This is a genomic window from Bacillus sp. Nf3 (assembly GCF_003028545.1).
Classification (GTDB): domain Bacteria; phylum Bacillota; class Bacilli; order Bacillales; family Bacillaceae; genus Bacillus; species Bacillus safensis.
In genome coordinates, this window is the sequence record NZ_PYUA01000002.1 from 388115 (window position 1) to 414798 (window position 26684).

A 26684-nucleotide genomic window follows, 5' to 3' on the forward strand; every position below is an offset into this window, starting at 1 on the left:
TATATTGATAAGTTGATGATATATGGGTTAGTTTGAAAGGATGATATATTTATAGAAATATATTGAAGTTTCATTTCAAATATATTATTATATATGGCGTAATGTTACAAATGTTACAAATATATGATAAGGAGATTAATATGAATCTAAAAAGAAAAGTAAAATGGAAAAGGAATATCGCAGCACTATTAGCCTTTGTGATGCTTTTATCAATGTTTCCTTCTGATATTTTTGCAGAAGAACATGACGAAAATACAAAATCAAGTCATAACCTCTTAGAAAAATTAGATGATTCAAAAGCCCTTGAAATGGCAGGGATTGACGAAGACGAAATTGGAAAAGACGGAGAAGTTCTTTCAGAAAGAACAGAAAACAGCAAGCTTTTTTATGAAGGAGAGGGTGTATTTACGCAAGAGGTATATCCTGATCCTATTCATATAAAAGATGCCCCAGACGCTGAGTGGGAGGACATCTCTCCTGAATTAAAGGAGATCTCGAAAAAAGAAATAGAGACAGAAAATGCAAGATTAGAATCAACTTTTCAAAAGCAAATGAAGCAAGGACTATATGCTACATTTGAACACAAGAAGCATCAAATTGAATTTTCAATTTTAAAAGCTTCAGGTAAAAACAAATCAGAAATCAATTCCAAGGATACCTCAGCACAATTTAAAGAGAACACCAATGAGCTTACATATGAAGAGGTATTTCCAAATATAGATTTACGATCATTTACATTTAATGAAAACATCAAAGAAGATATTGTACTCAACCGATATGATGGCTACAATTCTTTTACATTTAAAATAAAAACAGATCTAACTGGGGAAATTGAGGAAGATGGTTCTATTACATTTTATGATCAGAAAAAACGGACCATTTTTCAAGTACCAAAACCGTTTATGACGGATTCTAATTTAGATGAAAAGTCAGGTGAAGTGGCTCGCTCAGAAGATGTGAGCTTTAAACTAGAAAAAGAAGACGATGGCTATTTACTTCGTGTGACTGCTGATGAGAAATGGCTTAAGGATCCTGAACGAGTTTATCCTGTGTCTATCGATCCATCGACTTCTTTATCTGTGTCAGCAGACACATTCATCATGAGTAAATACCCAACAACAAACTATTCATCCTCTACGCAAAAATGGGATGCTAATCTGAAAAGTTATGTACTGAAAACCGGTTATTATGATAAAACAACTGGTACAAACTACGCCTTCATGAAGTTTAATTCATTCAAACCGATTCAAAATATGAATGTAACAAAAGCGACGCTCAAAACGTATGTTGCTCATTCATATTACGGGACGAAAGCAACTGGTCTTTGGCTGGATACAGTGAATGCCAACTATGATCATACAAAGCTAACATGGAACAATAAACCAAGTTCTAAAAACATCGGTAAAGCCAATGTTTATAAAGGACAATGGGCGAGCTATGATGTGACATCAACCATCAAAGCTTGGAATAGTGGAACAGCTAACTATGGCTTTAAATTACATGCAAATGGAAATGGACAAGACCATTGGAAAAAAATAATCTCATCAACAAACTCTACTAATAAACCAGTCATTGAAGTAACGTATACCATTCCACAGGCAAATGCACCAACTGTAAAAGGTTTTAGTAATGGAAATGGGACAGGCTACTTCAATTTAAGTTGGAAAAAGGTAGCTGGCGCAAAAGGTTACAAAGTGTGGCTATACAACGGAAAAGAATATGAAGCCATTTCAGTTGGAAATGTGGCATCATGGAGTACAAAAGGAAAGAATATATGGCCAACAGCGAGCGAGATAGCAGCAAAAAAATATAAACTTCATTTAGACGGAAAAGGTGGCACTGAATTAGCAGTGGATCCTTCTCCAGTTTACAAAAACTCAGGCGGTAAGTATGCGACAAGTAAAAATTATTGGGTAGCTGTAAGTGCGATCTTCGACCAAGGTGAAGGCGCAATGTCAGCAAAGGTAAAGCCTGTCGTGCCGAATGTTGCTAGAGCGAAAGCACCTAGTACAAAAGGTTTCAATAATAATAACGCAACAGGTTACTTTGATCTTTCTTGGACTTCAGTTTCCGGTGCAACTGGTTATAAAATACAAATGTTTAATGGGAAAAGCTATGAGACATTGGATCTTGGGAATCAAACATCATGGTCAACTAAAGGGAAAAAAGTATGGCCGACAGCTGCTGAGATCAAAGCAGGTAAATATGCATTGCACCTCCAAGATGGTAAAGGGGCGGAGCTTCCAATTCATCCTGGTGCGACTTATAAAAATGCTGGAGGAGATGCGGCTCAAAAACATTATTCCTTCAGAGTGATTGCCTACAATAAAGATGGAGAAGCTATTGCTTCACCGCCAGCCGGACCAACTTTACCTGATCTATCTAGACCAAAAGCTTTATCTGGATATGCTTATACCAATACAAAAGAAAGCCAAACAGGTTATATCAATTTACATTGGGACAAAGTGAAAAATGCAAAAGGGTATAAAATTAACATCTATAATGGTAAGGCATATCAATCATTTGATGTGGGTGATGTCGATCATTGGACAACACAAAACAAGAATATTTGGCCGACTCCTACTGAAGTTAAAAATGGGAAATATGTGCTTCATACAGATGGTAAAGGCGGGGAATTAGCGCTAGACCCATCACCTGTATATGAAAATGCGAATGGAAATTATAAAGGACGCAAGAACTACTCCTTTACCCTTTCCGCTTACGATGCAAATGGAGAAACCATTCCAACACCAGCCTTTAACCCGACATTCCATGAAGGGGCCGAATTCCTTGGAACAGAGGATTACTGGTCGATTATTGATATACCAGACGGTCAGCTTAATGGTGCAACTGGGAATGTGATTGTCAGTGAAGAAGAAATGTCGATTGATGGAAGAGGACCGGGGCTTGGAATTGGTCGAACGTACAACAGTTTAGATGCAGCTGACCACCTGTTTGGTCAAGGATGGTACGCAGATGTAGAAACGAGTATCACGCCAACAAAAGAAGGTGCTATCTATCTTGATGAGGATGCTACAACCCATGTTTTTACAAAAAAAGCAGATGGCACGTATCAACCACCAACAGGTATTTTTCTTGAATTAACGGAATCAAAAGATGAATACATGTTAAAAACGAAGGATCAAACCTTTGCGCACTTTAGTAAAAACGGTGGGAAAATCACCAAGGTTGTAGATGGACATAAAAATACAACGACATATAAATATAATGAAAACAATCAGCTCACTTCAATGGAAGATGCATCTGGCCGAAAAATAACAATGGATTATGATGAAGATGGTCATATCATTTCGGTTCAAGGACCAAAAGGGAAAAAGCTTTCATATGAGTATGATGCAGGTTTACTAACGAAAGTCATAGATTCAGATGGAACAAGTATCTCATATGAATACGATAAAGAAGGCAGATTGATTAAACAATTCTCTCAAAACAGCACACAAGATCAGCCTGTTTTTACAGAATATCTATATGAAAATCATCGTTTAGTCAAGGCAACCAATGCAAAAAAAGAAACATTTGAGTATGCATATGATATGTCTAAAAAGACACTCATGCTGACGCAGCCAAACGGGCGGAAAATACAGTATACGTATAACGAAGCAGCCAATCCAATTCAAGTTGTAGATGATGCGGAAGGGCTTAAAATTACCACTAAAACGAAATATGAAGGCAACCAAATCGTAGAAGAAACTGACCCAAATGATGTAGAGAAAGGAAAAGCTACAGAAAGCTATTCGTATGACAAAAATGGCAACGTCATTCAGGCGAAAGATGCTTATGGCACAGAAACCTACGAGTATAACAAAAATAATGATGTCACTAAAGTGAAAGATACAGAAGGAGATATTACAGATATCGCCTACGATGGATTAGATGCTGTATCTGAGACAGATCAAAGTGGAAATATGTCTTCAGCAAGTATTTATGATTCTTACGGGAATTTGGTACAAACGAGTAAAGAACTTGCTGCAGGTGCGAGTATATTAAAAAATGGCAGTTTTGAAGATACGCTAACTGGCTGGAAGCTTACAGCATCTAAGGATGACGGGAAATTAGCGCAAACAGCTGGAAAAAGTGGTCCGTTATCTGGCGGCCGAGTATTAGAGGTCAGTTCACAATCGACAACTGAAGGAACAGAACTTGGCTATTCTTCGGCTACACAAGAAGTAATACTAGAGCCAAATACGACGTATACACTGAGTGGGAAAATAAAGACAGAACTAACGAAAGCAAGAGCATTTTTTAACATTGATTTAAGAGATACAAACAATAAACGAATTCAGTGGATCAGCAACGGCTACAGTACATTATCAGGCAAAAACGATTGGACAAAACGCCAAGTTTCGTTTACGACGCCATCTCATGCAGGCAAAGCTGTGATCTATATGGAAGTGGATCATCGAGATAAGGCTGGAAAAGGAAAAGCCTGGTTCGATGAGATTCAGCTGGAAAAAGGCGAAGTTTCATCAAGTTATAATCCAGTCAAAAATAATTCCTTTACGGATAAAACAACAAGCTGGAGCGGAACAGGTGGTTCATTAGATAATGAAGAAGGCTTTAACGATGACGTTTCGTTAAAAATGACAAGAACTTCTTCAACTCAAGCAAATGTCATCTATAAACAATCTGTCCCGATTGAACAAAGTGCGAATGATCAATCTGTGTATGTCACATTGACTGGGATGTCTAAGGCTGAAAATGTCAAAGCCTCAAATGAAAATGATTACTCACTTCAAGCGTCCGTTACGTACACAGATGGCACAACAGGAACGTTTAATGCAAAATTCCCAACAGGTACACAAGAGTGGAACCGGGCGGCGGTTGTCATACCAAAAACAAAACCGTTGAAAAAAATCGACGTGCAGATCGTTTTCCAAAAAAGCGCGACTGGAACGGTGTGGTTTGATGATATCCGTCTAGTAGAAGGAAGTCTGTTAACGAAAACCACTTACGACGAAAAAGGGAACTACGCAGTTAAAGAAGAGGATGAGCTTGGTTACTCATCTCAATCTGCCTTCGACGAAACAGGCAAAAAACTTTCTGAAACCGATGCGAAAGGCGAAAAAACAACATTCGAATATGACCAGGCTGATCAGCTGAAGAAAATCACTTTATCTAACGGGACATCCATTGTAAGAACCTACGATAAAGAGGGCAATGAACAGTCGAAAACCATTCGTGCAGAGTCAGATCAAACGTATCAATTTGAATACGACCTTATGGGCAAATTAACAAAAACCATTGATCCATTAGGAAATGTGTTAAAAAGTGAATATGATGCGAATAGCAACTTAATCAAAACCATTTCTGCAAATGGACATGAAGTGTCTCTCACGTATGATGGAACAGACCGAGTGAAATCCAAGTCATACAATGGAACAGAAAAATATAACTTTAGCTATGATAAAAACGGAAACGAAACAACGGTTGTCAACAAAGAACAAAACACAACCAAAAACAGAACGTTTGACCAACAAAACCGTATTACAAAGTTAACGGAGCGAGGCAGTAGTCAAACTTGGACGTATCCAACCGATTCAGATAAACTGAAATCCTTTGAATGGACACACGGAAATCAAAAAGGGACGAACCAATTCAGTTACAATAAGCTTGATCAAATGACGCAAATGAAGGATTCGAGTTCTACGTATTCGTTTGATTATGATGAAAATGGAAATGTTCAGTCCTTTATTACAGGTAACGGCAGTGGTGCTAGCTTTGCTTATGATGAGCGCAATTTAATTAATGATTTGCATATTGGAACAAACCAAGGCACAACGATCTTAAACGAAGCTTACGAATATGATCAAAATGGAAACAGAATAACGATTGATCAAGGAAGCAACGGGAAGATTCGTTATGAATATGGAAAATTAGATCAATTGATCAAAGAAACTCATCCAGATGGCACGGTCATTGAGTACACATATGATGGGTTTGGAAACAGAAAAACCGTCACGACTGAAAAAAATGGCACTAAAAAAACAATCAACGCATCATTCAACATCATGAACCAACTGACAAAGGTAAATGATGAGACTTTAACTTATGACAAAAATGGCAACCGAACGTCTGACGGGCAATTCCTTTATGAATGGGATGCAGAAGATAACATTACAGCCATCACGAAAAAAGGGGAAGACAAGCCATTTGTCACTTACAAATATGATGAGCGTGGATATAGAATTCAAAAAACAGTGAATGGAAAAGTCACCAATTATTTTTATGACGGCGATAGCCTGAATGTCTTATACGAAACAGATAAAGATAACGTAGTCACAAAAGCATACACATACGGTGAGAGTGGACAGCTCCTTGCATTCACGCAAAACGGGAAAAAATATTTCTATCACTACAATGCACACGGCGATGTCATAGCCATCACAAATAGTGCAGGGAAAATCGTTGCTGAGTACGAATACGATACATGGGGAGTTCCAACTAAAGTAAAAGAAGATGAAGAAGTAAAAGGAAACCCATATCGCTATGCTGGTTACCGCTTCGATGAAGAAACAGGACTTTACTATTTAATCGCCCGCTACTATGAACCGAGAAACGGCGTATTCCTATCACTTGACCCAGACCCAGGAAGCGATGGAGATGCACTAGATCAAAACGGATATACCTATGGAAACAACAACCCAGTCATGAATGTGGACCCAGACGGCCATTGGGTATGGTTTGTTGTCAATGCAGGATTTGCGGTATATGATGGATACAAAGCTTATAAATCAGGCAAGGGCTGGAAAGGTGCAGCTTTAGCAGCAGCATCTAATTTTGGACCTGGGAAGATATTTAAGGGTGCGAAAAGGGTTTATAGTTTTGCGAAAAGTAGCGGGAAACGAAAAGTAAAAAGTGTTGATTGGGATCATATCAAATCAGGTCATTCTGCAAAATCTAAAAAGAAAAACAAGGGGAAATTTAGAAGTAATAAAACATTAAAGAGAACTACACGGGATACCCTGAGGACTGGAAAGTCTAGAGCTGGGAATAAACCTGGATCAACAGTTTATGAGAAAACCTATAAAAAACATGTTGGTGTCAATGGGAAAGGAAAAAAAACAAAGAGAGTTAGAGTGGTAGTCCAAAAAGATGGTACTCTAAGAACAAGCTTTCCATATTAGGAGTTGAGATGATTGATAAGTAAAATAGCTACAGAGAAAGTAATTGATTTTCCAAAACAAGATCTAATTTATTTTAATGTTGGAAGAGATGAGAAAATATATATGGTATTTCTTATTGATGATCAACTAATACTTCAAGTAGTCAAGGATCATAGTATTATAATGAATAAATCACTAAATGAACTTGATTCTGATAGCTATATTTATTTAATACAAGAAATAAACGACGATACCATTGTCATTGTGTTTGAACAAGATTATATATGTAAAATAAATTTTTTAGATTTAAAAGAAAATAATATGGTAGAAATGTGTTCATTTCTACTAAGTGTTAATACATTTCATCTGGATGAAAACGGATTATTGTGGATTGGTATCTCAGAAGAGGGGATATTTGACGAATTAAATCCTAAGGGTAAAGGAATGTACTGTATAAACTTACTTGTAGGAGAAATGCTATTTGAAGAAGAATTTAAAGGGATCATGTATGAATGTTCTTCAATACAAACTCTAGAATCAGAACTATACACTAGCTATGAAGAAGAGCAAACGATTGTTATTTCAACTTTTTCTTACGATTTAAACCTTCAGTCATGTCAAAAAAAGAAAATGTATCATCTTGATAAAAAAGAATATAGGTACTGTGACCAACTATATGTTTCTGAGAGTCAAATCTTGTTATTCGATAATATGGAAAATAAACAGTATGCTTTTAGAATAGTTGACGACGAAACGTTTAGAATGAAATTATTCTTAGATGGAATTGATCCCTCACAGTGTGATCCTACTTACAAAGTAGTTGGAAAGTATCTTTATATTTTGGTCGAAGATAAGCTGTATAGAAGTAAACTAATGTAGGAATATCATGAATTTCTTTTAGTATTAATTAAAATAACCCTCTCTAGGAATTAGGGAGGGTTTTATACTGGAGGAAAAGTTGAAGAAAGTTAAATTAAACACGATGACCAAAAAATCTATCGCAGATATCGAAAAAGAAATGACAAATACCGCACTGAATCTAGTGAAAGAAAAACAAGCAAAATTTAAAGATTTAGGTTTAACAATCAATGCTGAATTTGGAAGGTTTGCATTCGGAAAAAATATAGAGGGAGAGAAATTCAAGTTTCAGATTGTTTTACAGCAGGATATAATTCATCATGGAAAGTTGTCACAAAAATAAATCAAGATTTTATAAAAGAAGATGATCTTCAAAATCTGAAATTCGTGACATATAGAGATGAAAATTATTACGTTAGCGAGGGAAAAGAAGGTTCCATTGCACCTGTTATGGACTTAGAGGTTGCTGACCCAAAAACAGCTAAAATGATATTTAACCCGATTGGTATGTATGGCGAATACACTATTATAAACATTCTTTCTTTATATTTTAAAGGTATGTCGATGGAGGATATTATCAAATATGAAATATAGGTAGCTTACAGCGTGAAGTGAGTTTTGAGAAAAACTTACATAGGTAGGATGTAATGAATGGACGAATCAAAAATGCTAGACTGTTTAAATAAAATAAGACAAGTCTTGTAGGGGACGATCACAAGAGAACAAATTTCTGATTGGGCTGCAATTTACGTTTCTGCAGACGATCCAGAAATAGACGATGATCAAGTTTGGGATATGCTGATTCTGTTGAGTGGAATTAATTTGAAAGACTCACCTAATTCTTACTTGCATTGATCAGTATCTATAGAAGAAATAAACGCTCTTTTACAATTTACTACGGATTTACTAAAGATTGAAGTAAAAGTTGAATCATCTGGTCGATCTTTTATGAAGAATATGGAGTCGTCGTATTCAATAAGTAATTACTAAAATCATGCCGCTTTCTACAGTAAATAAATAGATAAGGAGCGACGCAATGTCCATGCATCCGAAAGAATTAGAAACCACCATGCAATTACCTGCGAAAAAGCGTTATGACTATTTCATCAAAAAGATTGTTGATTTTGAAGAGGTTTAGTCATTAAGCAACGAGAAGGGCTGGGTTATGTCAGAGGATGACGTGGTGTACCGCAGCTTCATTTTTGGGCGACAAAGGATTATGCCGCTTATTGCGCAAACGATCAATGGGAAAAAACAGTGCCAGAAATGATTGATTTAGAAGACTTTATAGAAGAGTGGCTCCCGGGCATGATAGCAGATGGAAATCAATCCGTCCATTTTCTATAATCGAAATAATTCGGTGTCAATTGAAATTCAAACATTAAAAGAAGATATAGAGAAAGAATTAAAAAACTACTAGTTCGACAAGAGTGGAGGTAGTTGTTTGAAACGGCTTGAAGACTTATTTATTCGTTCAGAAAAAGAATTCAAATTCTATCAGAATTTAGTAGACCATGTGTTTGACACAAATAAAGAGCTGCCACAACAAGTCTTCCGTAAGACATTTGATTGTTTTTTGTTTCAAGAGTTTGATTGGGCATTGAGTGATGATATTTTACAAACCATAAAAGAGTTATCAACTGTTACACAAGATAGAGAATTTTTGACTGCAGTCCTTCAACCAGATCCAACCAAATATTATTTGAAGGAATTTGGATATTATAATTGGCTGAAAGCGAATGTAAACATTTCAAGTGAGAATTATGTAAACGCACTATGGACGCACCCAAAAGAGTCTATAGCGGATGATATCATAACGAATTCGTACATAGTGGTCTGGTTATCGCATTCTTTGCAGTGGGCGATTTGGGCAGACAGGGATATGGAAATTTGTGTAATGGGGGTGGTATCAACAAAAGATTCTGTGAAAAATAGGTTATTAAAAGAAGGGTGGAAACCAATGGATTACCCTGTTTTAGCAAATTGGCTTGAAGGCTTATTGAAGGACCAAAATACATTCAATGATTATTACACTCAAATGCTTTCTCATTATGCGTCATGTTACAAGCGGTGAAATGGAGTATCAATGACTAATGATAGATTTACCCGAAGATGCGAAAGGAGCATAAAGTGAAAAATTTGTTTATATCCGATCCAAAAGAACTTGAACATGTTCTATCGTTTGTTAATTCGCTCGTTAACAGTACGAAGACATTCCCTGATCAAGTGTTGAAAACAAAAACCCCTCATTATTTATTCGAAGAATTCCATTGGTTGTTATCAGACGGTAGCTGGGAGACACTAAAAGATTTAGCTTTGAACCATAGAGATGAATATATACTAATGGCTGTGTTAGATGAGCAGAAGACTATGGATAATTATTATCGTGATTTTGGTTATTATCCTTGCGTGAAAATCCCGTTAAATATCACACCAAGTGATTACCTTGATATCTTAACGGATTACCCGATACATAGTGTAAACGATAGCATGATGAATATTGCTTCACGTGTGATATGGGTTTCCCCTTCTGCAAAATGGATCATTTATGGTGAAAGAGGTTATGAGATAGGAGTATTAGCGACTCATCAATTAGAACATATGAATAAACAATTGCTGAAAACGTGGAGAACTTTAGATGAGATTGTATTAGGTTGGATTTCTGTTGTATTTCGAAATCAGAAACTTCCAGAAGATTTTAAAAATGAATTCATTCAAAATTACACAAATATTGAATAATAAGAACTATAATCTTCTTAAATTTTAACCTACTTAAAAGCATTGAGAGAAAGGTGTAGTGGATCCATGAACACGAGCCAAGATAAACAAGGCTTAATCAATGATTTGAAGCAGCGCTATCAATACTTGTTAGATTCCGCTTATCCAGATGATAACGTCTCTTTTGAAGAAGAAACTGGTATGCCCTCAGATGATTTTTATTTATTTTTTTCACTTGTTGCAGGCAGTTTGAGTTATGTGGTTGATCATAAACGAATACCGAAAAAACAGTTAAACGTGTTACGTCAGTCATTTGAAGAGCAATCTCCTCAAATCAAATCGTTTTACCATATCCTTGAATCGTATCCTTTATTGCATTCCTACGTTCAATACCATGAAGAAACAAGAAAACGAATTATTGCATTTATACAATAACCTCTTGGAGGACAAACGATGACATGGTTTTTAGATGAAAAAATCCAGAAGCAAATCCCTGATTTCGATATCAGTCATCTAAAGCAAATCAATGAATTCCACTACTTTAAAGAGTATAATGAATATGACGACTTGATCAATTGTTTTTCTCTTGCACATCCCATATGAATCTAGTATCGAATTGAATCGTGCTAGTTTATCTACATATCTGCTACTCATGCTTCCCCATCCCAACACAGAAAGGTGCAATGACATTGAATCGAATCTTGAAATGGCTCTTATTTGCGGCGGTCATCGCAGGCTTATTGGTTTGCGCATTCTTTGTGTTCCGTTTCAACCAGCCTAAACCGACGACAAACATCCATTATGCAGACACACAAAATAAACAGCAAACCCTCGATATGTATATGCCGAAGGGCAAAGATGAAGACAAAAAGAAGAAGCATCCAGTGATGATCTATCTCCATGGCGGAGGCTGGACAGGCGGCGATAAGAATAGAGTCGCTTCTAAAGCTGATTATTTTACAGGTCAAGGGTATGTGTTTGTTTCAATGAATTACAGGCTTCACCCTGATGCAAACTATGAGCAGATGGCAGATGATACGGCAAACGCCATTAAATGGGTGAAGGATCATGCGGATGAATATCAAATCGATTCATCAAAAATCAATGTCATGGGTCACTCAGCGGGCGGTCATTTGACGGCGCTGGTTGCCACAGATTCGACCTACTTAAAACGTGTGGGGCTGTCGCCAACAACGATCAATTCCATCGTGATTTTAGATGGGCCGTTAAACATCAATCAATTTATACAAGCCATCCCATCGTACAAAAAAGTCTTTGGCAAACAAGAGGAGAATTGGACAAAGGCATCTCCTGTCACTTATATGAATCAAAAGAATTTACCACCTGTCTATTTGGTCACGGGCTGGGAAAATCCTGAAGTGTATCGATTTGCTGAAAAACTGAATCATGACAAAGGCTCTCGGTTTGTTTTTCGGGTGCATACGCTGAGCCATAGTGACTTGAACAAATGGTTTGGATCAGACAGAGCGCCAAAAGAAGCACAAAAAATGACGGAGGCTGTGATGGCTTTTGTTAAAAAACAAAATCAATAACGAAGACCATATGTTCGACAATCCATTTAGTTGCAGTTATGATAAAACCTAAGTGGTTTGTTATTAAAGGAGTGTATGTCGTTGTCATCACGAATGGAAAATAAAGTGTTTAACTGCGAAAAGGAGCTGACGCTGAATATTATCGGCGGTAAGTGGAAAATGCTGATTTTATGGCATCTGGGCAGAGAAGGGACAAAACGTTTTGGTGAGTTAAAGTCGTTAATGCCTGGGATTACGCAAAGAATGCTTGTCAATCAGCTAAGAGAATTAGAGGAAGATCACATTGTGCACCGGGAGGTTTATCCTGTCGTCCCGCCAAAGGTTGAGTATTCTCTCACAGAACTAGGAGAAAGCTTAATGCCGATTTTAGAGGCGATGTATGATTGGGGAAAACAATATCTCGACAGCAATTTCTTAAAAGATGATAAATAGAAAGACTACCGATTGTAGGGCTAAAATAACTTTATTTTAGCCCTTTGTCTTTACCCTGAGATACTGCCCAAAAGACAGTATCTTTTTTGTAACCATATGCGGAAAAGTATAGTATGTAAAAAAAAAGTGCGTACTTACATTGCGTCATTCCTGTTGTTATACTCATTTCATCGTTCAAGATGCATCATCCGCGGAGCTCTTGAAGATGAGATGAAAAACGGGAGTGAAAGTTGATGAAATTACAATTAGCATTAGATTTAGTGAATATACCAGAGGCAATTGAGCTGATCAAAGAAGTAGAAGCATCCATTGATGTGGTCGAAATTGGGACACCTGTTGTGATTAACGAAGGGCTTCGTGCTGTAAAAGAAGTCAAGCAGGCTTTTCCCAATTTACGTGTACTCGCTGATTTGAAAATTATGGATGCTGCCGGCTATGAAGTGCAGCAGGCATCTGAAGCTGGAGCAGATATCGTCACCATTCTTGCAGCGGCAGAAGATATGTCCATTCAAGGAGCGGTGAAAGAAGCGAAAGCAAGAGGAAAACAAATTTTAGTTGATATGATTGGCATCAAAGATATCGCAGGCCGTGCAAAAGAGCTGGATGCGCTTGGAGTCGATTATATTTGTGTGCATACAGGCTATGACCTGCAAGCAGTTGGTCAAAATTCATTTGCTGATCTTATGACGATTAAAGAAGTTGTCAAGCAGGCGAAAACAGCGATTGCAGGTGGAATTAAGCTTGATACGTTACCTGAAGTCGTGAAATTAAACCCTGATTTAATCATTGTCGGCGGCGGTATCGCAAGCCAGGACAATAAAGCAGAAGTGGCTGCACAAATGAAGCAGCTGATCGCACAATCATGAAGACCAGCGACTATGTGAAAGCCATTTTAAATGAGCTTTCTGATCATTCGTCTGCCATTCAAGACGAACAAGCAGAGCGCCTGATCACAAGTATTTTATCTGCACAAAAAGTTTTTGTGACAGGTGCAGGCAGATCTGGCTTGATGGGAAAATCGTTTGCGATGAGACTTACTCATATTGGCGTCAAGGCATATGTAATTGGTGAAACGAATACGCCTTCTTTTACAGAAGAGGATCTTTTGATTGTCGGGAGCGGCTCTGGCCGTACAGAGTCTTTACTCGTCCTTGCAAAAAAGGCAAAAGCAATTGGCGGAAAAGTGGCAGCATTCACGCTTTCTGCTGAGTCACCTTTAGCTGATTTATCGGATGAAGTCATCTTATTGTCAGGTGCACCGAAGGATCAACAGGAAGGAAACCATCATACCATTCAGCCAATGGGCTCACTATTTGAGCAGTCGCTTCTTCTGACATACGATGCGGTCATTTTAAGGTTAATGGAAATAAAAGAGCTCGACACACATACAATGTACGGTCACCATGCAAATTTAGAATAGGTATTTTCAAAGCCTTTCCTTTCTTAAAAGGAGAGGCTTTTTCATTTAAAACAAGATCAGAATCTTGACATCATCTATTTGATGTAACTATAATTGTTACATCGTTAAAGAAAAAGCGCAAGCACGGAAGGAAGATGAACATGAAAGTACAAATTTGGTCAGATATCGCCTGTCCTTTTTGTTATATAGGAAAAAAACAGCTGGAAACAGCGCTAGAACAATTTCCAGAGAAGGAACAGGTAGAGATAGAGTTTAAAAGCTTTGAGCTTGATCCACATGCACCTGTTGATGTCGATCATGACGTTCACGATATGCTTGCCAAAAAATATGGCATGAGCCGCAGCCGGGCAATGGCGATGAATGAGCAGGTAAAGCAGGCCGGTAAAGAGAAAGGAATCGATTTTCAATTCGATCCGCTCGTGTTGACCAATACCTTTGATGCCCACCGATTGGCGCAATATGCTGGTCAAAAGGGGAAAGGCGATTTCGTCATGGGAGAGCTGTTTCAAGCGTATTTTACAGATGGAAAGCATGTTGGTGACCGTCAAACTCTTTTAGACATTGCAGAAAAAGCAGATCTTGATTTAAAGGAAGTAGAGCAAGCTCTTGACAGCGAGGAATTTGCAGATCATGTACGAGAAGATGAAAAAAAAGCGAGACAGCTTGGTATTAATGCCGTACCATTTTTCTTAATCAATAACAAATATTCAGTGGCAGGTGCACAGCCAGCAGATACCTTCCTGCGCGCACTTGAAACAGCTTGGACAGAGGAAGCAGCTCAAGCAGAGAAAGCTGCTGACAATGCGTTTGAAGCAGCATGTGCAGATGGCGTATGTGCGGTGCCTTCCCCTAAAGAAGAATCGTAATAGGCAAAGGCAAGTTCCCTATCTTTCTAAAAGATGGGGATTTTTGTTGATTTAATATAAAGTTTACTTCATAATTAAGGTATCTTAATTATGAAGGTGATAAAATTGATATCCAAAACAGCTATGATCCAAGAGCTAAACAATATCGAAGCTCGCATCCATCAAAAGCTCCGATTAGAGTTTGAAGAATTATTTGTAGATGAGTTAACCGATAAGCAGCATATTGTACTGAATTTTATTGAACAGAAAGGGGGAAGTTCTCCTATTCAAATTGCCCAGCAATTAGGTATCACTCAAAGTGCAGTGAGTCAATTGTTAAACACGCTTGAAAAAAAAGAATGGATTTGCCGCAGCATTAACCCGCATAATCGGAGGGAATTGCATGTTGAACTTTCTGAGAAGGCCATAACGTACCTCGAGAATATGAGAAAGGTAGAGCTTGCGATTATTGAAAAATATTATTCAGCATTATCCCTCGATGAGATCTCCACATTGACATCGATTTATGAAAAGCTCGATCAATTGATCCCACATCAAAACGAAGAGAAAGGATGAGAATGAATGACGCTCAAACAAGAAGTACAGAGAATCGCTTCCTCTTATATAGAGAAAAAGAAGGACGCACTGCTTGTGATCGGATTGATTCATCAAGGGGAAACACATGTCTTTCATTTCGGGGATCACCCTATACAAAAGCGAGTGGAGCCAGAGGATGTCATTTTTGAGATTGGCTCGATTTCAAAAGTCTTTACGACAAGTATATTGTCAAGCATGTTGCAAAAAGGGCAGATGAAACTCGATGATTCGATTTCACTGTATTGTCCTCATATTCGAAAGAATCATCCCATTCAAATAGAGCAGCTGGCAACCCATACGTCTGGACTTCCTCCGCATCGTCTTCTTAGAGATTTGCAGCTATGCTTCCTTCCTAAAGTGAGAAGAGATATGTTCTGTCAATATTCACTCGATGAATTAATGAAACTGTTAAACTCGAAAAAGTGGAATCAGCCAAAAAGCTTTCCATCTCGTTATTCCAATGTGGGTGTCGGGCTGCTTGGTTTAATCATGGGCTGGTCTCGTCACAAAACATATGAACAGCTATTGATGGATTATATCGTGGATGAGCTTCATCTATCAAGTACCTTTATTACTATCAAGGATGATATAAAATCAAAGATGATCTTAGGTCATCGAGAAAATGGTAAAGAGGTTCCGCCGCTTCATATGCTTGATTATCAAGGAGCTGGCGCTATTCGCTCGACCATCACAGATTTATTGTCATTTCTCTCGGCCCATCTACACGCAGATGCGGATTCTTTTTGGAAAATCACGCATGAACCAAGAGGGGATATGGGCAGGAACATGTCAATGGGACTCGGCTGGGTCATCGATGACACAGGACTTATTTGCCATAATGGGGCGACGTCGGGATTCTCCAGTTTTATTGGCTTTCGCCCGCATTCAAAAGCAGGCGTGGTCGTTTTATCCAACTACCGTAATCGAATCACGCAAGACTCTCCCGATCGTATAGCGTATGATCTGCTGGATATGCTGGAATCTAAAATAAAATGAGCCACCTGCGGCAAGGGCTCATTTTATTCGTTTGATCGTTTCACCTGGAACCAATTCAGGCTCGTAAAACGTTTGATCAGGGAGATTCTTTTTCCCTTGTACTTTTTTAATCATCCAGTCTGCTGCATCACGGCCCATTTTCTCCTGTGGATGGGTCAGTGTTGTCAGCTTCACATGGGCATTTTTCTGGGCAATATACGAATTATCCTGTCCAATAATCGAGAGATCATCTGGAATGGACAGCCCGATTTCGCTGCATACGCTGGCGACTTCTAATCCCACCTCATCGTTATAGCAAACAAGAGCGGTCAGTTCGTGTCTGTGCGCCATCAGGAATGTGTGAATTTGCTCTCCCAAATGCTGCTTTGATTCTGTATCGAAAAAGAGCACATGCTCAGGCAGGAAATTAAGCTTCGCTTCACCTAGCGCTTGAATATAGCCCTTCATCCGATATTTTCCCTGTAAATCATCTGTTTTTGAAATAAGTCCAATTTGCTGATGGCCTGAGGTGATCAGCTCTTTTGTGGCTAAATAGCTAGACTTCACATCATCTAAACAGAGAAAAGGAACCTCTAGCTGCTCATAATAGGCATTGATCATAATGAGCGGTACATCCTGTTCTTTAAAGGATAAGTAGTACGAAATGTTTGGATTGTATAAATTGCTTTTCGTCGGCTCGACAATAAGTCCGTCCACCCCAAAAGACAGCATCATTTCCAGCGCTTTTTTCTCCTGCTCAACATCGTTATTTGTGCTTGCCAGTAACAAGGAATAGTTCTCTTCGTTTAATCGGCTTTCAATGCCTCGAATGATGGAAGGGAAAATGTAATCGGATATGTATGTTGTAATGACCCCAATCGTTTTCATATGTGCATGTCCCGCAGGTTTTGTTTGATATTGATTGGTCACAAATGTGCCTGAACCTTTTTCGCTGCGCAAAAATCCTTCGCTGGACAATTCCAAAATGGCTTTTCGAACTGTATGTCTGCTTACTTGATACATGTCCTGCAGGCTTGATTCGGTTGGAATGCGCTCCCCGATCCGATAATCCCCTGTGAGTATTTTGCTTTTTATATCATCAATAATGATCTGGTACTTCTTTTTCATCGTTTCACTTCTTTCTCAGTTGATCATCTACTCGGATTGAGAAGAAATTGTATGGACATATTTTAACATGGTTGTCGAATCAAAAACAGGCGCTTTCCTTTTCTGTCATGACCCCTCCAGAAAAAATGCAGGTTTTTGTCACATTGTGTATGTACAACTATATTTATTATTGACATATGTACGTACAAATATTATATTGTGATTGTACCAGAGAATCAATGAATCTAGAAAAACAAAATTGAAACCGCTATCAAAATGGGGGTGAACGTAGATTGAATCATAAAGAGACGGCCAAAGCCTTGAAAGAAGGACGGACATCTTTAGGCATTGAATTTGGTTCAACACGAATTAAAGCGATTTTAATAGATGAGGAATTTCAGCCAATTGCACAAGGTGCATATGAATGGGAAAGTTTTCTCCAGGATGGAATTTGGACGTACAACTTAATTGATATTATTACAGGTCTGCAAGTGGCGTATCGAGAGATGAAAGAACAGGCCAAGCAAAAGTATGGTGTGACCATTCAAACCATTGGCTCAATCGGGGTATCAGCGATGATGCATGGTTATGTGGCATGTGATCATACAGGAGAGGTTCTCGTTCCGTTCCGAACATGGCGAAATGCAACGACCATCGAGGCGAGTCAAAAGCTGACAGATGTATTTCAATTTCATATTCCAGAAAGATGGAGTATTGCTCATTTGTATCAAGCGGTATTAGAAGAGGAAAAACATCTATCCCGATTAGAATATATGACCACTTTGTCTGGATATATTCACTGGCTGTTAACCGGAAAGCAGGCCATTGGTATTGGCGATGCGTCAGGGATGTTTCCAATTGATGACGAAACGAAGGACTACAATGAAGAAATGCTCCAGCAATTTGAAGCATTGATTGCAGAAAAAGGCTACCCGTGGAAGCTTCGCCACCTTCTGCCGCGTGTCTATTTAGCTGGTGAAGAGGCAGGCGTGTTAACGGCAGCAGGGGCAGCCATTTTGGATCAAGGAAAACATTTGCAGCCAGGCATTCCATTTTGCCCGCCGGAAGGTGACGCTGGAACGGGAATGGTGGCGACAAACAGTGTAGAAAGACGGACTGGGAATATTTCTGTTGGGACATCGGTTTTTGCCATGATTGTCTTGGAGCAGGATCTAAAAGGTATGTATCCAGAAGTGGATCTTGTCACGACGCCGGATGGACTGCCAGTTGCCATGGTTCATGCGAATAACTGTACAAGTGACCTAAACGCTTGGATGAATATATTCAGAGAGGCATTTGAAGCACTAGGCATGCATGTGGAGTCAGAGAGGTTATACGAATCGTTATTGCAGCAAGCTTTAGAAGCAGATCGAGATGGTGGCGGACTCTTAAGCTATGGCTATTACTCTGGTGAAAATATTACGAGACTGCCAGAAGGAAGACCTCTTTTTGTCAGGTCTCCTGAAAGCCGCTTTAACCTCGCTAATTTCATGCGCACCCATTTGTTCTCCGCTTTTGGTGCTATGAAAATAGGCATGGACCGGTTAAAGGAACAGGAACATGTAGTGATTGACCGCTTACTAGGACATGGGGGATTATTTAAAACACCGCTCGTTGGCCAAAAAATGGTTGCCGCAGCGCTGAATACACCTGTATCAGTCGTTTCAACAGCAGGAGAAGGTGGTGCGTTTGGGATGGCGGTCCTTGCTTCATTTATGGTCCATCATCAGCAGCAAACATTGGCTGAATTTCTTACCCACCGGGTATTTGCCCATACATCAGAAGAACTCATGGAGCCTGATCCACTCGATGTCAAAGGCTTTGACGAATTTTTAAAGCGCTATCAAGAAGGGCTTCCGATTGAAGAAGCGGCGGTAGCGCATCTGATGCCAACGAAAGGAGTGACAACGGTATGCTAGATCGCTTAAAAGAAGAAGTGTATCAAGCAAATTTAGATTTGCCAAAATACGGACTTGTGAAATTTACATGGGGCAATGTCAGTGCATGTGATCGTGACAGTGGTTTGTTTGTGATTAAGCCGAGCGGCATAGCGTATGACCAACTATCAGCAAAAGATATGGTCGTGGTGAACTTTGACGGTGAAGTGGTGGAAGGAGAATTCAGTCCTTCGTCAGATACAGCTACACATGCAGTTCTTTACAAACACTTTGAGGAAATAGGGGGCATTTCACATAGCCATTCTATGTGGGCAACCGTTTGGGCGCAGGCAGGTCTTGATTTACCAGCAATGGGCACAACACATGCCGATACATTTTACGGCGCCGTTCCGTGCGCTCGTTTTCTTACAGAAGAAGAAGTCAATCGCGGTTATGAGATAGAGACCGGCCGGCTGATCATCGAAACGTTTGAGAAAAGAAACCTAGATGTCATGGCGGTGCCTGGTGTATTGCTTCAAGGGCATGGTCCGTTTACATGGGGGAAGGATGCAAAAAGTGCGGTCACAAACAGTGTGATTTTAGATGAAGTTGCCAAAATGAACCTTTTTGCCAAGCAATTGAACGAATTTGCGGAGCCATTGCCGCAGCGAATTTTAGATAAACATTACTTAAGAAAACATGGAAAGCATGCGTATTACGGACAAAAACCTTCAAGATAAAGAAAAGAGGGATATCTATGTTAACAAGTCAGAAAAAAGAGTTTTGGTTTATCGTTGGGTCACAGCATTTATATGGTGATGAAGCACTGCAAAAAGTAAAAGCAAATGCACAAAAGATGACAGATGCCTTAAATGAGAGCGGTTTACTTCCTTATCCAGTGATTTTGCAGGAACTGGCTGTCAGCGCCGATCAAATCACAAAGCTAATGAAAGAGGTCAATTATCGCGATGAAGTCATTGGCGTGATGACGTGGATGCATACATTTTCTCCAGCGAAAATGTGGATACGCGGGACCAATCTTTTGCAAAAACCTCTTTTGCATCTTGTCACACAATATTATGAAAAGATCCCGTGGGACACGATCGACATGGACTATATGAATCTTCATCAATCCGCACATGGAGATAGAGAATATGGCTATATCAATGCACGTTTAAATAAACAAAACCAAATTGTGACCGGTCATTGGTCAAAGCCTGAAGTGCAGCAACAAATTGCTGATTGGATGGACGTTGCGGCTGCCTATCATGAGAGCTTTCACATCAAAGTAGCCCGGTTTGGTGACAACATGCGGCATGTGGCCGTGACAGAAGGCGATAAAATCGAAGCGCAGATTCAATTAGGATGGACCGTTGATTACTTTGGAATAGGCGATCTCGTCGAATATGTAAATGCAGTAGAGCAAGAAGAGATAGATGCATTATTTGCTGAGTATTTAACGCAATATGATGTGAATTATGGAACGTATTCAGTTGAAGAATGGGAAAAAAGTGTCAAGGTGCAGGCGCGATATGAGATCGCCATCAAACGTTTCTTAGATGAAGGCGGCTATCATGCCTTTACAACAAACTTTGAAGATTTACATGGGATGAAGCAGCTGCCTGGACTTGCGGTACAGCGGCTGATGGCAAAGGGATACGGCTTTGCTGGGGAAGGCGATTGGAAAACGGCCGCACTAGACCGCTTATTAAAAGTGATGAGCCATCATCAATCCACTGGTTTTATGGAGGACTACACATATGAAATGACGTCTGGACAGGAAGCGGTGCTACAATCTCATATGCTGGAAGTAGATCCAGCGCTCGCACAAACAAAACCCGTCATTGTCGTTTCTCCACTTGGGATTGGAAACCGGGAAGATCCAGCACGTCTTGTATTTGATGGAAAAGCAGGCGAAGGTGTTGTTGTTTCCATAGCGGATTTTGGAACACATTTCAAATGGCTGATACAAGAAGTTGAAGCCTTTGAGCCGGAGGAAGCGGCACCTCATTTACCAGTTGCGCGTGTATTGTGGAAAATCAAACCGAATTTTCAGGATGGCGTCAAAGCATGGATTAAGCAAGGGGGAGGCCATCATACAGTCGTGTCTCTCAATTTAACGGTCGATCAAATTGTTCAGTTTACAAAACTTGTCAATGCAGAATATGTGGTTTTATAGAAGAAGGATGAAAGGTCTTCTACTGTTTACAGTGGAAGCACAGGGAGAAATGAAAGCGGTTAATTAAGTGAGGGGGTCATCCACTTGGAGAAAAAAGTGTCAAGCAAATTTATCTTCTTTTTCGGGTCCTTTGCAGGCATCTTATTTGGGTATGATATTGGTATTATTGCAGGGGCAGAAGGACATATTCAGGAAGAATTTCAGCTCAGCCCATTATGGCTTGGAATTGTTGTCTCTTCATTAATGGGCGGGGCCATCATTGGCTCCATCTTAAGCGGTCTCTTAGGGGATAAATTTGGCCGCAGAAAACTCATTTTGGTCTCATCCGTTATCTTTTTTGTCGGGGCTATCGGATCAGCTGTCGCACCAGAAGAGATTTCACTCACCATCGCTCGGATCTTTTTAGGGACAGCAGTAGGAACAGCCTCATCATTGGTTCCGGCTTACATGTCTGAAATCGCTCCTGCTAAAATCCGCGGGAAATTATCTGGACTCAATCAGCTCATGATTGTAACTGGACTATTGCTCAGCTATATTGTCGCGTTTGTGTTTGAACCCATCCCAGACAGCTGGCGCTGGATGCTGGGAAGTGCTGCTTTATTTGCGATCGTGCTTTATATTGGCATGCTGAAGCTTCCTGAATCTCCGAGATATTTGATTAAACACGGAATGGCTCATAAAGCACGAGAGGTATTAGGATCACTGCGTTCTTCCCGTGAAGAAATCGAATCAGAAATGCAGGAAATCTTAGAAGTCGCCAAAGAAGAACGCTCGGGTATTCGTGAATTGTTTCAAAAGAAATTCAGAATGGCTCTTTTCATTGGGGTTGGAATGGCGACCCTTCAACAAATTCAAGGCGCGAACTCCATTGTCTATTATGCAACGAGTATCGCTCGGAATGTAGGCCTTGCGCCGCAGGTCGCCGCAGGTTTTACAGTCATTGTCGGTGTCATTTTTGTCGTCACGACCGTAATCTTTTTACAATTTGTTGACCGCTTCGATCGCCGAACGATTCTCACCGTAGGGGGATCGGGCATGGCTCTTTCTTTCTTTGCTCCCGCCGCATTAGGTGCACTTGGCGTCAGTGAAGGAATTTTAAACTGGGTGACATTGATTTCACTTTGCTGCTTTATTTTGTGCTATGCCTTCTCGTGGGCACCGATCACTTGGATCATCATTGGCGAAATCTTCCCGCTTTCTGTCAGAGGCATCGGAGCAGGTATCTCTTCTGCCTTTAACTGGACCGGATCGTTAGCAGTTGGACTCGTTTTCCCTATCCTGGCAGACAAATTCAGCTTTGGGGTTATTTTCTCCTCATTTGGCGTCATCTGCTTAATCGGACTATTATTCACCCGATTTGTGCTAGTCGAGACAAAGGGAAGAAGCTTAGAGCAAATCGAAACCGATATGGCTGCACGTGTATAAATTTAAGAAAACCATCTACCCACACGGGATAGATGGTTTTTTTACTCAAGCGTCTGTTTGAGCTCATTTGGCAGTAAATCAATTAATTGATCATAGGATGACAAATCCAGCACTTCAAGTAGCGCGTAATATTTCGCGTAAATTTCACTCAGCTGATCAGGATGATTGGTTTGATAATGATTCAGATGTAATTGAGTTAGTTCTAGTGCAATGTCTAGCTTGTTTCGTTCGAATGGCTGTGTCGTGTTGATCATGTCGTTCACCTCTTATTTGATGATGAGTAGAAAAAATGCAGTGAATAAAAAAGCTTATGTTTTATTTCATAGATGTTATTTCTTCTCAATATATCATTTGTATAATATGTTAAGATTACCCTTTTGTAAAGAAAGAGAAAACTAGATCGATAGTTGATTTTTCTAAAAATAGACAAGCATCTAATCACGAAAGGTGCCTTTTACATACGATAGAGTGTAAGTGAAAGACAACTTGAAGGGGTGTTAAGATGAGCCGAAATCGATTAGATGATTTTTTCTTTGGGCCTCGCCGAGAAGAAACGGTTGTTTTCCCCACACGTCAAATTGTCAACACAAGAACGAATGAACAAACGATCAGAAAAATTCATCCAACGCATATTAAAAACGTCAATAAAAACATTAAAAGAATAGAAAACTACTATCCGGTCACTGAATCGACTCACAACGAGTATATTGTAGAAGAATACGATTGCGGCAGTGATATCAAAAACCCTTGCTGCCGTCCGGTAAAGCGCTGTAAGTGGTAATGAAGGGGCATCCTTTTATGGGATGCCTTTTTATATTCAGGAATAAAATTTTGATCCAAAGTTCTTTTCAAGATAAAATTAGAAGTATCCATCATTCTTTTGGAGGTGATTTTCTGAATATTCGATTGTTAACACCAGATGATGCTGAAGAATATACAGCACTCAGACTAGAAGCACTGCGAGTAAATCCAGAGAGTTTTGCGATGAGCTATGAGGAAGAGCAATTCAATACAAAGGACAAATATAAAGCGCGTTTTGCTTCGGCTCAATCTATGTGGACGTTTGGCACTTTTCATCAAGGGCAGCTTGTGGGGGCAGTCACGCTCATCCAAGAAACCTTGCAGAAGTTAAAGCACCGAGCGAATCTGACTGCGATGTATGTAACAGCTGATGCCCGCGGAATGGGCGCAGGCAATGCCTTAATGACGAAAGCTCTTTCCTTCGCGCAAGAACAGCAGGACATCGAGCAAGTGTATTTATCAGTGGTGACAACTAATCATTCAGCAAAGCGCCTCTATCGCTCCGTTGGATTTGAGTCGTACGCTGTTGAAAAAAAGGCGTTAAAATGGGCTGATACATATGCAGATGAGGAAAAAATGGTTTTATTTTTATCATAGTCTGGAGGAGATAGAAGTGGATCAACAAGCCATGCGCATCACATTAGCAGCAGGACCTAATAGTGAGCTGGAATCTTTTGCACTGCGTGCAGCACTTGAAAACTTCGGCGCGAAAGTCGATATGCATTGGATTGGAAGACCAAATGACCTGATTCATGTGTTATCTGGTAGAAATAGAGGAGAAATAGATTACCTTCTTTTATCGTTTCATGGTGAAGAAGGAGCATTTATCATGCCTGAATTAGGGGAAGATGTATACGAAGATGAAGAGCCTAGGGATACTGCTTTTGGAGCGGATGAAATCAAGCGGTATGCTTCCTTAGAAGGAGTTCATGTTATTTCTACAGGCTGCACACTAGGAGAGAAAAATCTAGCAGATGCTTTTTTAGAGGCAGGAGCTACATCTTATTCGGCGCCGGACGATTACATCGATGGGAATGCAGCTTTTATCTTTGTGCTGACCATGATGTACGAGCTCATGAACAATACAAAGACGGTCAGAGCGGCATTTGATCGAGCGCGTTCCATTGATGAAGAAACGAAATTATTTCAACTATATATGCAAAAATAATCAAAGGACTGAGAAATCAGTCCTTTTTTATTCCTCTCTAAAAATGTGTCGAAAATGTGACGGTTTTGTGATTTGCAAACTAAAAAGGGGGCATGCAAAGTCTATCCTACAAACACACGTCATTCAGGCATGACGGCATCACGAGAGGAGAATTTTTGTGTCAATTAAATGGAAAGTCAGTCTCGTCCTATGCGGACTTGCGATGATCATCGGAATCGCCGCGTTTTATCATAATCAGCAGGCAAGCGGGACAGAGAAGAAGAAGGTAGCACCAGATGCGAGCTATAAAGAAGTTGAAATTGTGACCCTCGTGAATGACGGGAGATACTTGAGATATGCTGTGAACTATCCTGTGTTTCATCAAAAAAAGCTAGATCAAGAGATGAAAAGATTTGCAGAAACAGCGCTAGATAAATTCAAAACATCATTTAGTGAAGCAAATGATGTCGATGAAGATCATCGATACGAATTAAACATAGATTACGAGATTGCTCATTATGCCAAACAAACTGCTGCGATCAAATTCAATACATATGAATTAAAAGGCGGAGTAAAAGGCAGACATGAAACGAAGATTTTCAATTTTGATTTCAAGAAACAGCGTTTTTTATCGATAGACGACCTATTTTTATCAAAGAAAGAAAATCTGCAAAAACTGTCTCAAATGACATTTGAGGAGTTAAAAAAAGATCGCTCTCTTGCTGAACACAAGCATTTACTTAAACAAGGAACATCTCCTGAGGCAGAGCATTATCAGTATTTTGCCATCAAAGATCGTTTTATTGAATTCTACTTCCCAGCAGGGCAAATTGCACCAGACAAGAAAGGCCCTCAAGTGCTGGCGATTAAGAAAACACTGCTTAAAGGAATGTTAAAGCCAGAATACATCAATAAAGAAAAGAACAAAAACGAGAAAAAAGAACCGATCGCAAAAAGAAAGATCGTAAAATGGCCAAAACAGCGAGTATTTAACCCACATCAAAAAGCCATTGCCCTTACATTTGATGATGGACCAAATCCATCAACGACTTCAAAGATCTTAACTGCTTTAAAAGAAAACAAAGGACACGCGACATTTTTTGTATTAGGAAGCAGGGTTCAATATTATCCTGATATGCTAGGTGAAATCAGAAAAGGTGGAAATGAAATCGGAAATCATTCCTATAACCACCCTTTACTCACAAGACTGCCATTAAAACAAGCCATCAAACAAGTAGAAGAAACGCAGCAAATCATTGAAAAAGCAGGCGGATTCACACCGACTCACTTTAGACCGCCATATGGTGGAACAAACGGACAGATCAACGAGGCTGTCAACATGAAAGTCACGCTTTGGGACGTTGATCCTGAAGACTGGAAATATCGCAACAGCCAATACGTCGCAAACTACATTCTCACCCATGCGTCTAGCGGAGAAACCGTCTTAATGCACGACATCTATGACACCTCTGCAAACGCGGCTGTCACGATCATCAAGGAATTGACGAAGCAAGGATATCAATTACTAACAGTCTCGGAGCTTGAGCAGTGGAAGGAAGCACGGGCGAAAAAGGTGAATTGAATACGTAAAAAAGATGCGAGTCTTAATGGATTCGCATCTTTTTT

General features: G+C 39.6%; 24 protein-coding genes and 1 pseudogene. 23 read left to right on the forward strand and 2 right to left on the reverse strand.

Features of this window, described 5'->3' with window-relative positions:
* The first annotated feature begins 140 nt into the window (after positions 1 to 140).
* The 15 genes and pseudogenes from C9414_RS06750 (at position 141) to C9414_RS06820 (ending at position 16543) form a co-directional block, all read left to right on the forward strand.
* Positions 141 to 7145, forward strand: coding sequence for a DNRLRE domain-containing protein (locus C9414_RS06750; RefSeq protein ID WP_107163320.1), 7005 nt, complete (start codon positions 141 to 143; stop codon positions 7143 to 7145).
* A gap of 12 nt (positions 7146 to 7157) precedes the next feature.
* Positions 7158 to 8003: a hypothetical protein gene (locus C9414_RS06755; protein ID WP_107163321.1), complete on the forward strand. Its 846-nt coding sequence runs from the start codon at positions 7158 to 7160 to the stop codon at positions 8001 to 8003.
* Positions 8004 to 8082: 79 nt separating this feature from the next.
* A complete protein-coding gene (locus C9414_RS20160) occupies positions 8083 to 8325 on the forward strand; it encodes a hypothetical protein (protein WP_249117714.1) in 243 nt (80 codons plus the stop codon).
* Positions 8326 to 9236: 911 nt separating this feature from the next.
* A pseudogene (locus C9414_RS20485) lies at positions 9237 to 9329 on the forward strand (DUF2750 domain-containing protein); the annotation flags it as partial.
* A gap of 97 nt (positions 9330 to 9426) precedes the next feature.
* The gene (locus C9414_RS06775) at positions 9427 to 10056 is read left to right on the forward strand and encodes a hypothetical protein (RefSeq protein WP_107163322.1); all 630 of its coding nucleotides are present in this window, start codon (positions 9427 to 9429) and stop codon (positions 10054 to 10056) included.
* Positions 10057 to 10112: 56 nt separating this feature from the next.
* Positions 10113 to 10721 carry a hypothetical protein gene (locus C9414_RS06780; RefSeq protein WP_107163503.1) on the forward strand — a complete coding sequence of 203 codons (609 nt, stop codon included), beginning with the start codon at positions 10113 to 10115 and terminating at the stop codon, positions 10719 to 10721.
* A 66-nt stretch (positions 10722 to 10787) separates the two neighbouring features.
* Entirely contained in the window at positions 10788 to 11135 is a 348-nt protein-coding gene (locus C9414_RS06785; RefSeq protein ID WP_107163323.1) for a YxiJ family protein, read from the forward strand.
* 18 nt (positions 11136 to 11153) lie between these two features.
* Positions 11154 to 11303, forward strand: coding sequence for a hypothetical protein (locus tag C9414_RS20165; RefSeq protein ID WP_181286129.1), 150 nt, complete (start codon positions 11154 to 11156; stop codon positions 11301 to 11303).
* A gap of 80 nt (positions 11304 to 11383) precedes the next feature.
* A complete protein-coding gene (locus C9414_RS06790; protein WP_107163324.1) occupies positions 11384 to 12253 on the forward strand; it encodes an alpha/beta hydrolase in 870 nt (289 codons plus the stop codon).
* A gap of 75 nt (positions 12254 to 12328) precedes the next feature.
* Positions 12329 to 12685, forward strand: a complete 357-nt coding sequence (hxlR, locus tag C9414_RS06795; RefSeq protein ID WP_012010675.1) for a transcriptional activator HxlR — start codon at positions 12329 to 12331, stop codon at positions 12683 to 12685.
* A gap of 233 nt (positions 12686 to 12918) precedes the next feature.
* Positions 12919 to 13551: a 3-hexulose-6-phosphate synthase gene (gene hxlA / locus C9414_RS06800; RefSeq protein ID WP_039180128.1), complete on the forward strand. Its 633-nt coding sequence runs from the start codon at positions 12919 to 12921 to the stop codon at positions 13549 to 13551.
* Positions 13548 to 14105: a 6-phospho-3-hexuloisomerase gene (hxlB, locus tag C9414_RS06805; RefSeq protein WP_107163325.1), complete on the forward strand. Its 558-nt coding sequence runs from the start codon at positions 13548 to 13550 to the stop codon at positions 14103 to 14105. Before hxlA ends, hxlB begins: the two co-directional genes overlap by 4 nt.
* A 140-nt stretch (positions 14106 to 14245) precedes the next feature.
* Complete coding sequence (locus C9414_RS06810; protein WP_107163326.1) at positions 14246 to 14971, forward strand: DsbA family oxidoreductase; 726 nt, start codon at positions 14246 to 14248, stop codon at positions 14969 to 14971.
* Positions 14972 to 15061: 90 nt separating this feature from the next.
* Entirely contained in the window at positions 15062 to 15526 is a 465-nt protein-coding gene (locus tag C9414_RS06815) for a MarR family winged helix-turn-helix transcriptional regulator (RefSeq protein ID WP_224928959.1), read from the forward strand.
* 6 nt (positions 15527 to 15532) lie between these two features.
* Positions 15533 to 16543, forward strand: a complete 1011-nt coding sequence (locus C9414_RS06820; RefSeq protein ID WP_107163327.1) for a serine hydrolase domain-containing protein — start codon at positions 15533 to 15535, stop codon at positions 16541 to 16543.
* Between the two features lie 18 nt (positions 16544 to 16561).
* Here the strand turns inward: C9414_RS06820 and C9414_RS06825 are convergent, their stop codons facing one another.
* Complete coding sequence (locus C9414_RS06825; RefSeq protein ID WP_107163328.1) at positions 16562 to 17650, reverse strand: GntR family transcriptional regulator; 1089 nt, start codon at positions 17648 to 17650, stop codon at positions 16562 to 16564.
* Between the two features lie 272 nt (positions 17651 to 17922).
* Here C9414_RS06825 and C9414_RS06830 point away from each other — a divergent pair, with 272 nt between their 5' ends.
* The 4 genes from C9414_RS06830 to C9414_RS06845 all read left to right on the forward strand — a co-directional run bounded on the left by C9414_RS06830 (position 17923) and on the right by C9414_RS06845 (position 23110).
* A complete protein-coding gene (locus C9414_RS06830) occupies positions 17923 to 19548 on the forward strand; it encodes a xylulokinase (RefSeq protein WP_107163329.1) in 1626 nt (541 codons plus the stop codon).
* Positions 19542 to 20246, forward strand: a complete 705-nt coding sequence (locus C9414_RS06835) for an L-ribulose-5-phosphate 4-epimerase (protein ID WP_047201945.1) — start codon at positions 19542 to 19544, stop codon at positions 20244 to 20246. The genes C9414_RS06830 and C9414_RS06835 overlap by 7 nt, the downstream gene beginning before the upstream one ends.
* Positions 20247 to 20263: 17 nt before the next feature.
* On the forward strand, positions 20264 to 21685 hold the full coding sequence (gene araA, locus C9414_RS06840; RefSeq protein ID WP_107163330.1) for an L-arabinose isomerase: 1422 nt from the start codon (positions 20264 to 20266) through the stop codon (positions 21683 to 21685).
* Positions 21686 to 21769: 84 nt separating this feature from the next.
* Positions 21770 to 23110, forward strand: coding sequence for a sugar porter family MFS transporter (locus C9414_RS06845; protein ID WP_047201943.1), 1341 nt, complete (start codon positions 21770 to 21772; stop codon positions 23108 to 23110).
* A gap of 41 nt (positions 23111 to 23151) precedes the next feature.
* On the opposite strand, the gene C9414_RS06850 is transcribed toward C9414_RS06845, so the two are convergent.
* Positions 23152 to 23364: a hypothetical protein gene (locus C9414_RS06850; protein WP_107163331.1), complete on the reverse strand. Its 213-nt coding sequence runs from the start codon at positions 23362 to 23364 to the stop codon at positions 23152 to 23154.
* 248 nt (positions 23365 to 23612) lie between these two features.
* On the opposite strand from C9414_RS06850, the gene C9414_RS06855 reads away from it, so the two are divergent.
* The 4 genes from C9414_RS06855 (at position 23613) to C9414_RS06870 (ending at position 26640) form a co-directional block, all read left to right on the forward strand.
* The gene (locus tag C9414_RS06855) at positions 23613 to 23891 is read left to right on the forward strand and encodes a CotD family spore coat protein (protein ID WP_047201941.1); all 279 of its coding nucleotides are present in this window, start codon (positions 23613 to 23615) and stop codon (positions 23889 to 23891) included.
* 50 nt (positions 23892 to 23941) lie between these two features.
* Entirely contained in the window at positions 23942 to 24508 is a 567-nt protein-coding gene (locus C9414_RS06860; protein ID WP_258182575.1) for a GNAT family N-acetyltransferase, read from the forward strand.
* A 16-nt stretch (positions 24509 to 24524) separates the two neighbouring features.
* Positions 24525 to 25079 (forward strand): delta-aminolevulinic acid dehydratase, encoded by a 555-nt coding sequence (locus C9414_RS06865; RefSeq protein ID WP_107163332.1) that lies wholly within the window; start codon positions 24525 to 24527, stop codon positions 25077 to 25079.
* 157 nt (positions 25080 to 25236) lie between these two features.
* Positions 25237 to 26640: a polysaccharide deacetylase family protein gene (locus tag C9414_RS06870; RefSeq protein WP_107163333.1), complete on the forward strand. Its 1404-nt coding sequence runs from the start codon at positions 25237 to 25239 to the stop codon at positions 26638 to 26640.
* Positions 26641 to 26684: the final 44 nt, after the last annotated feature.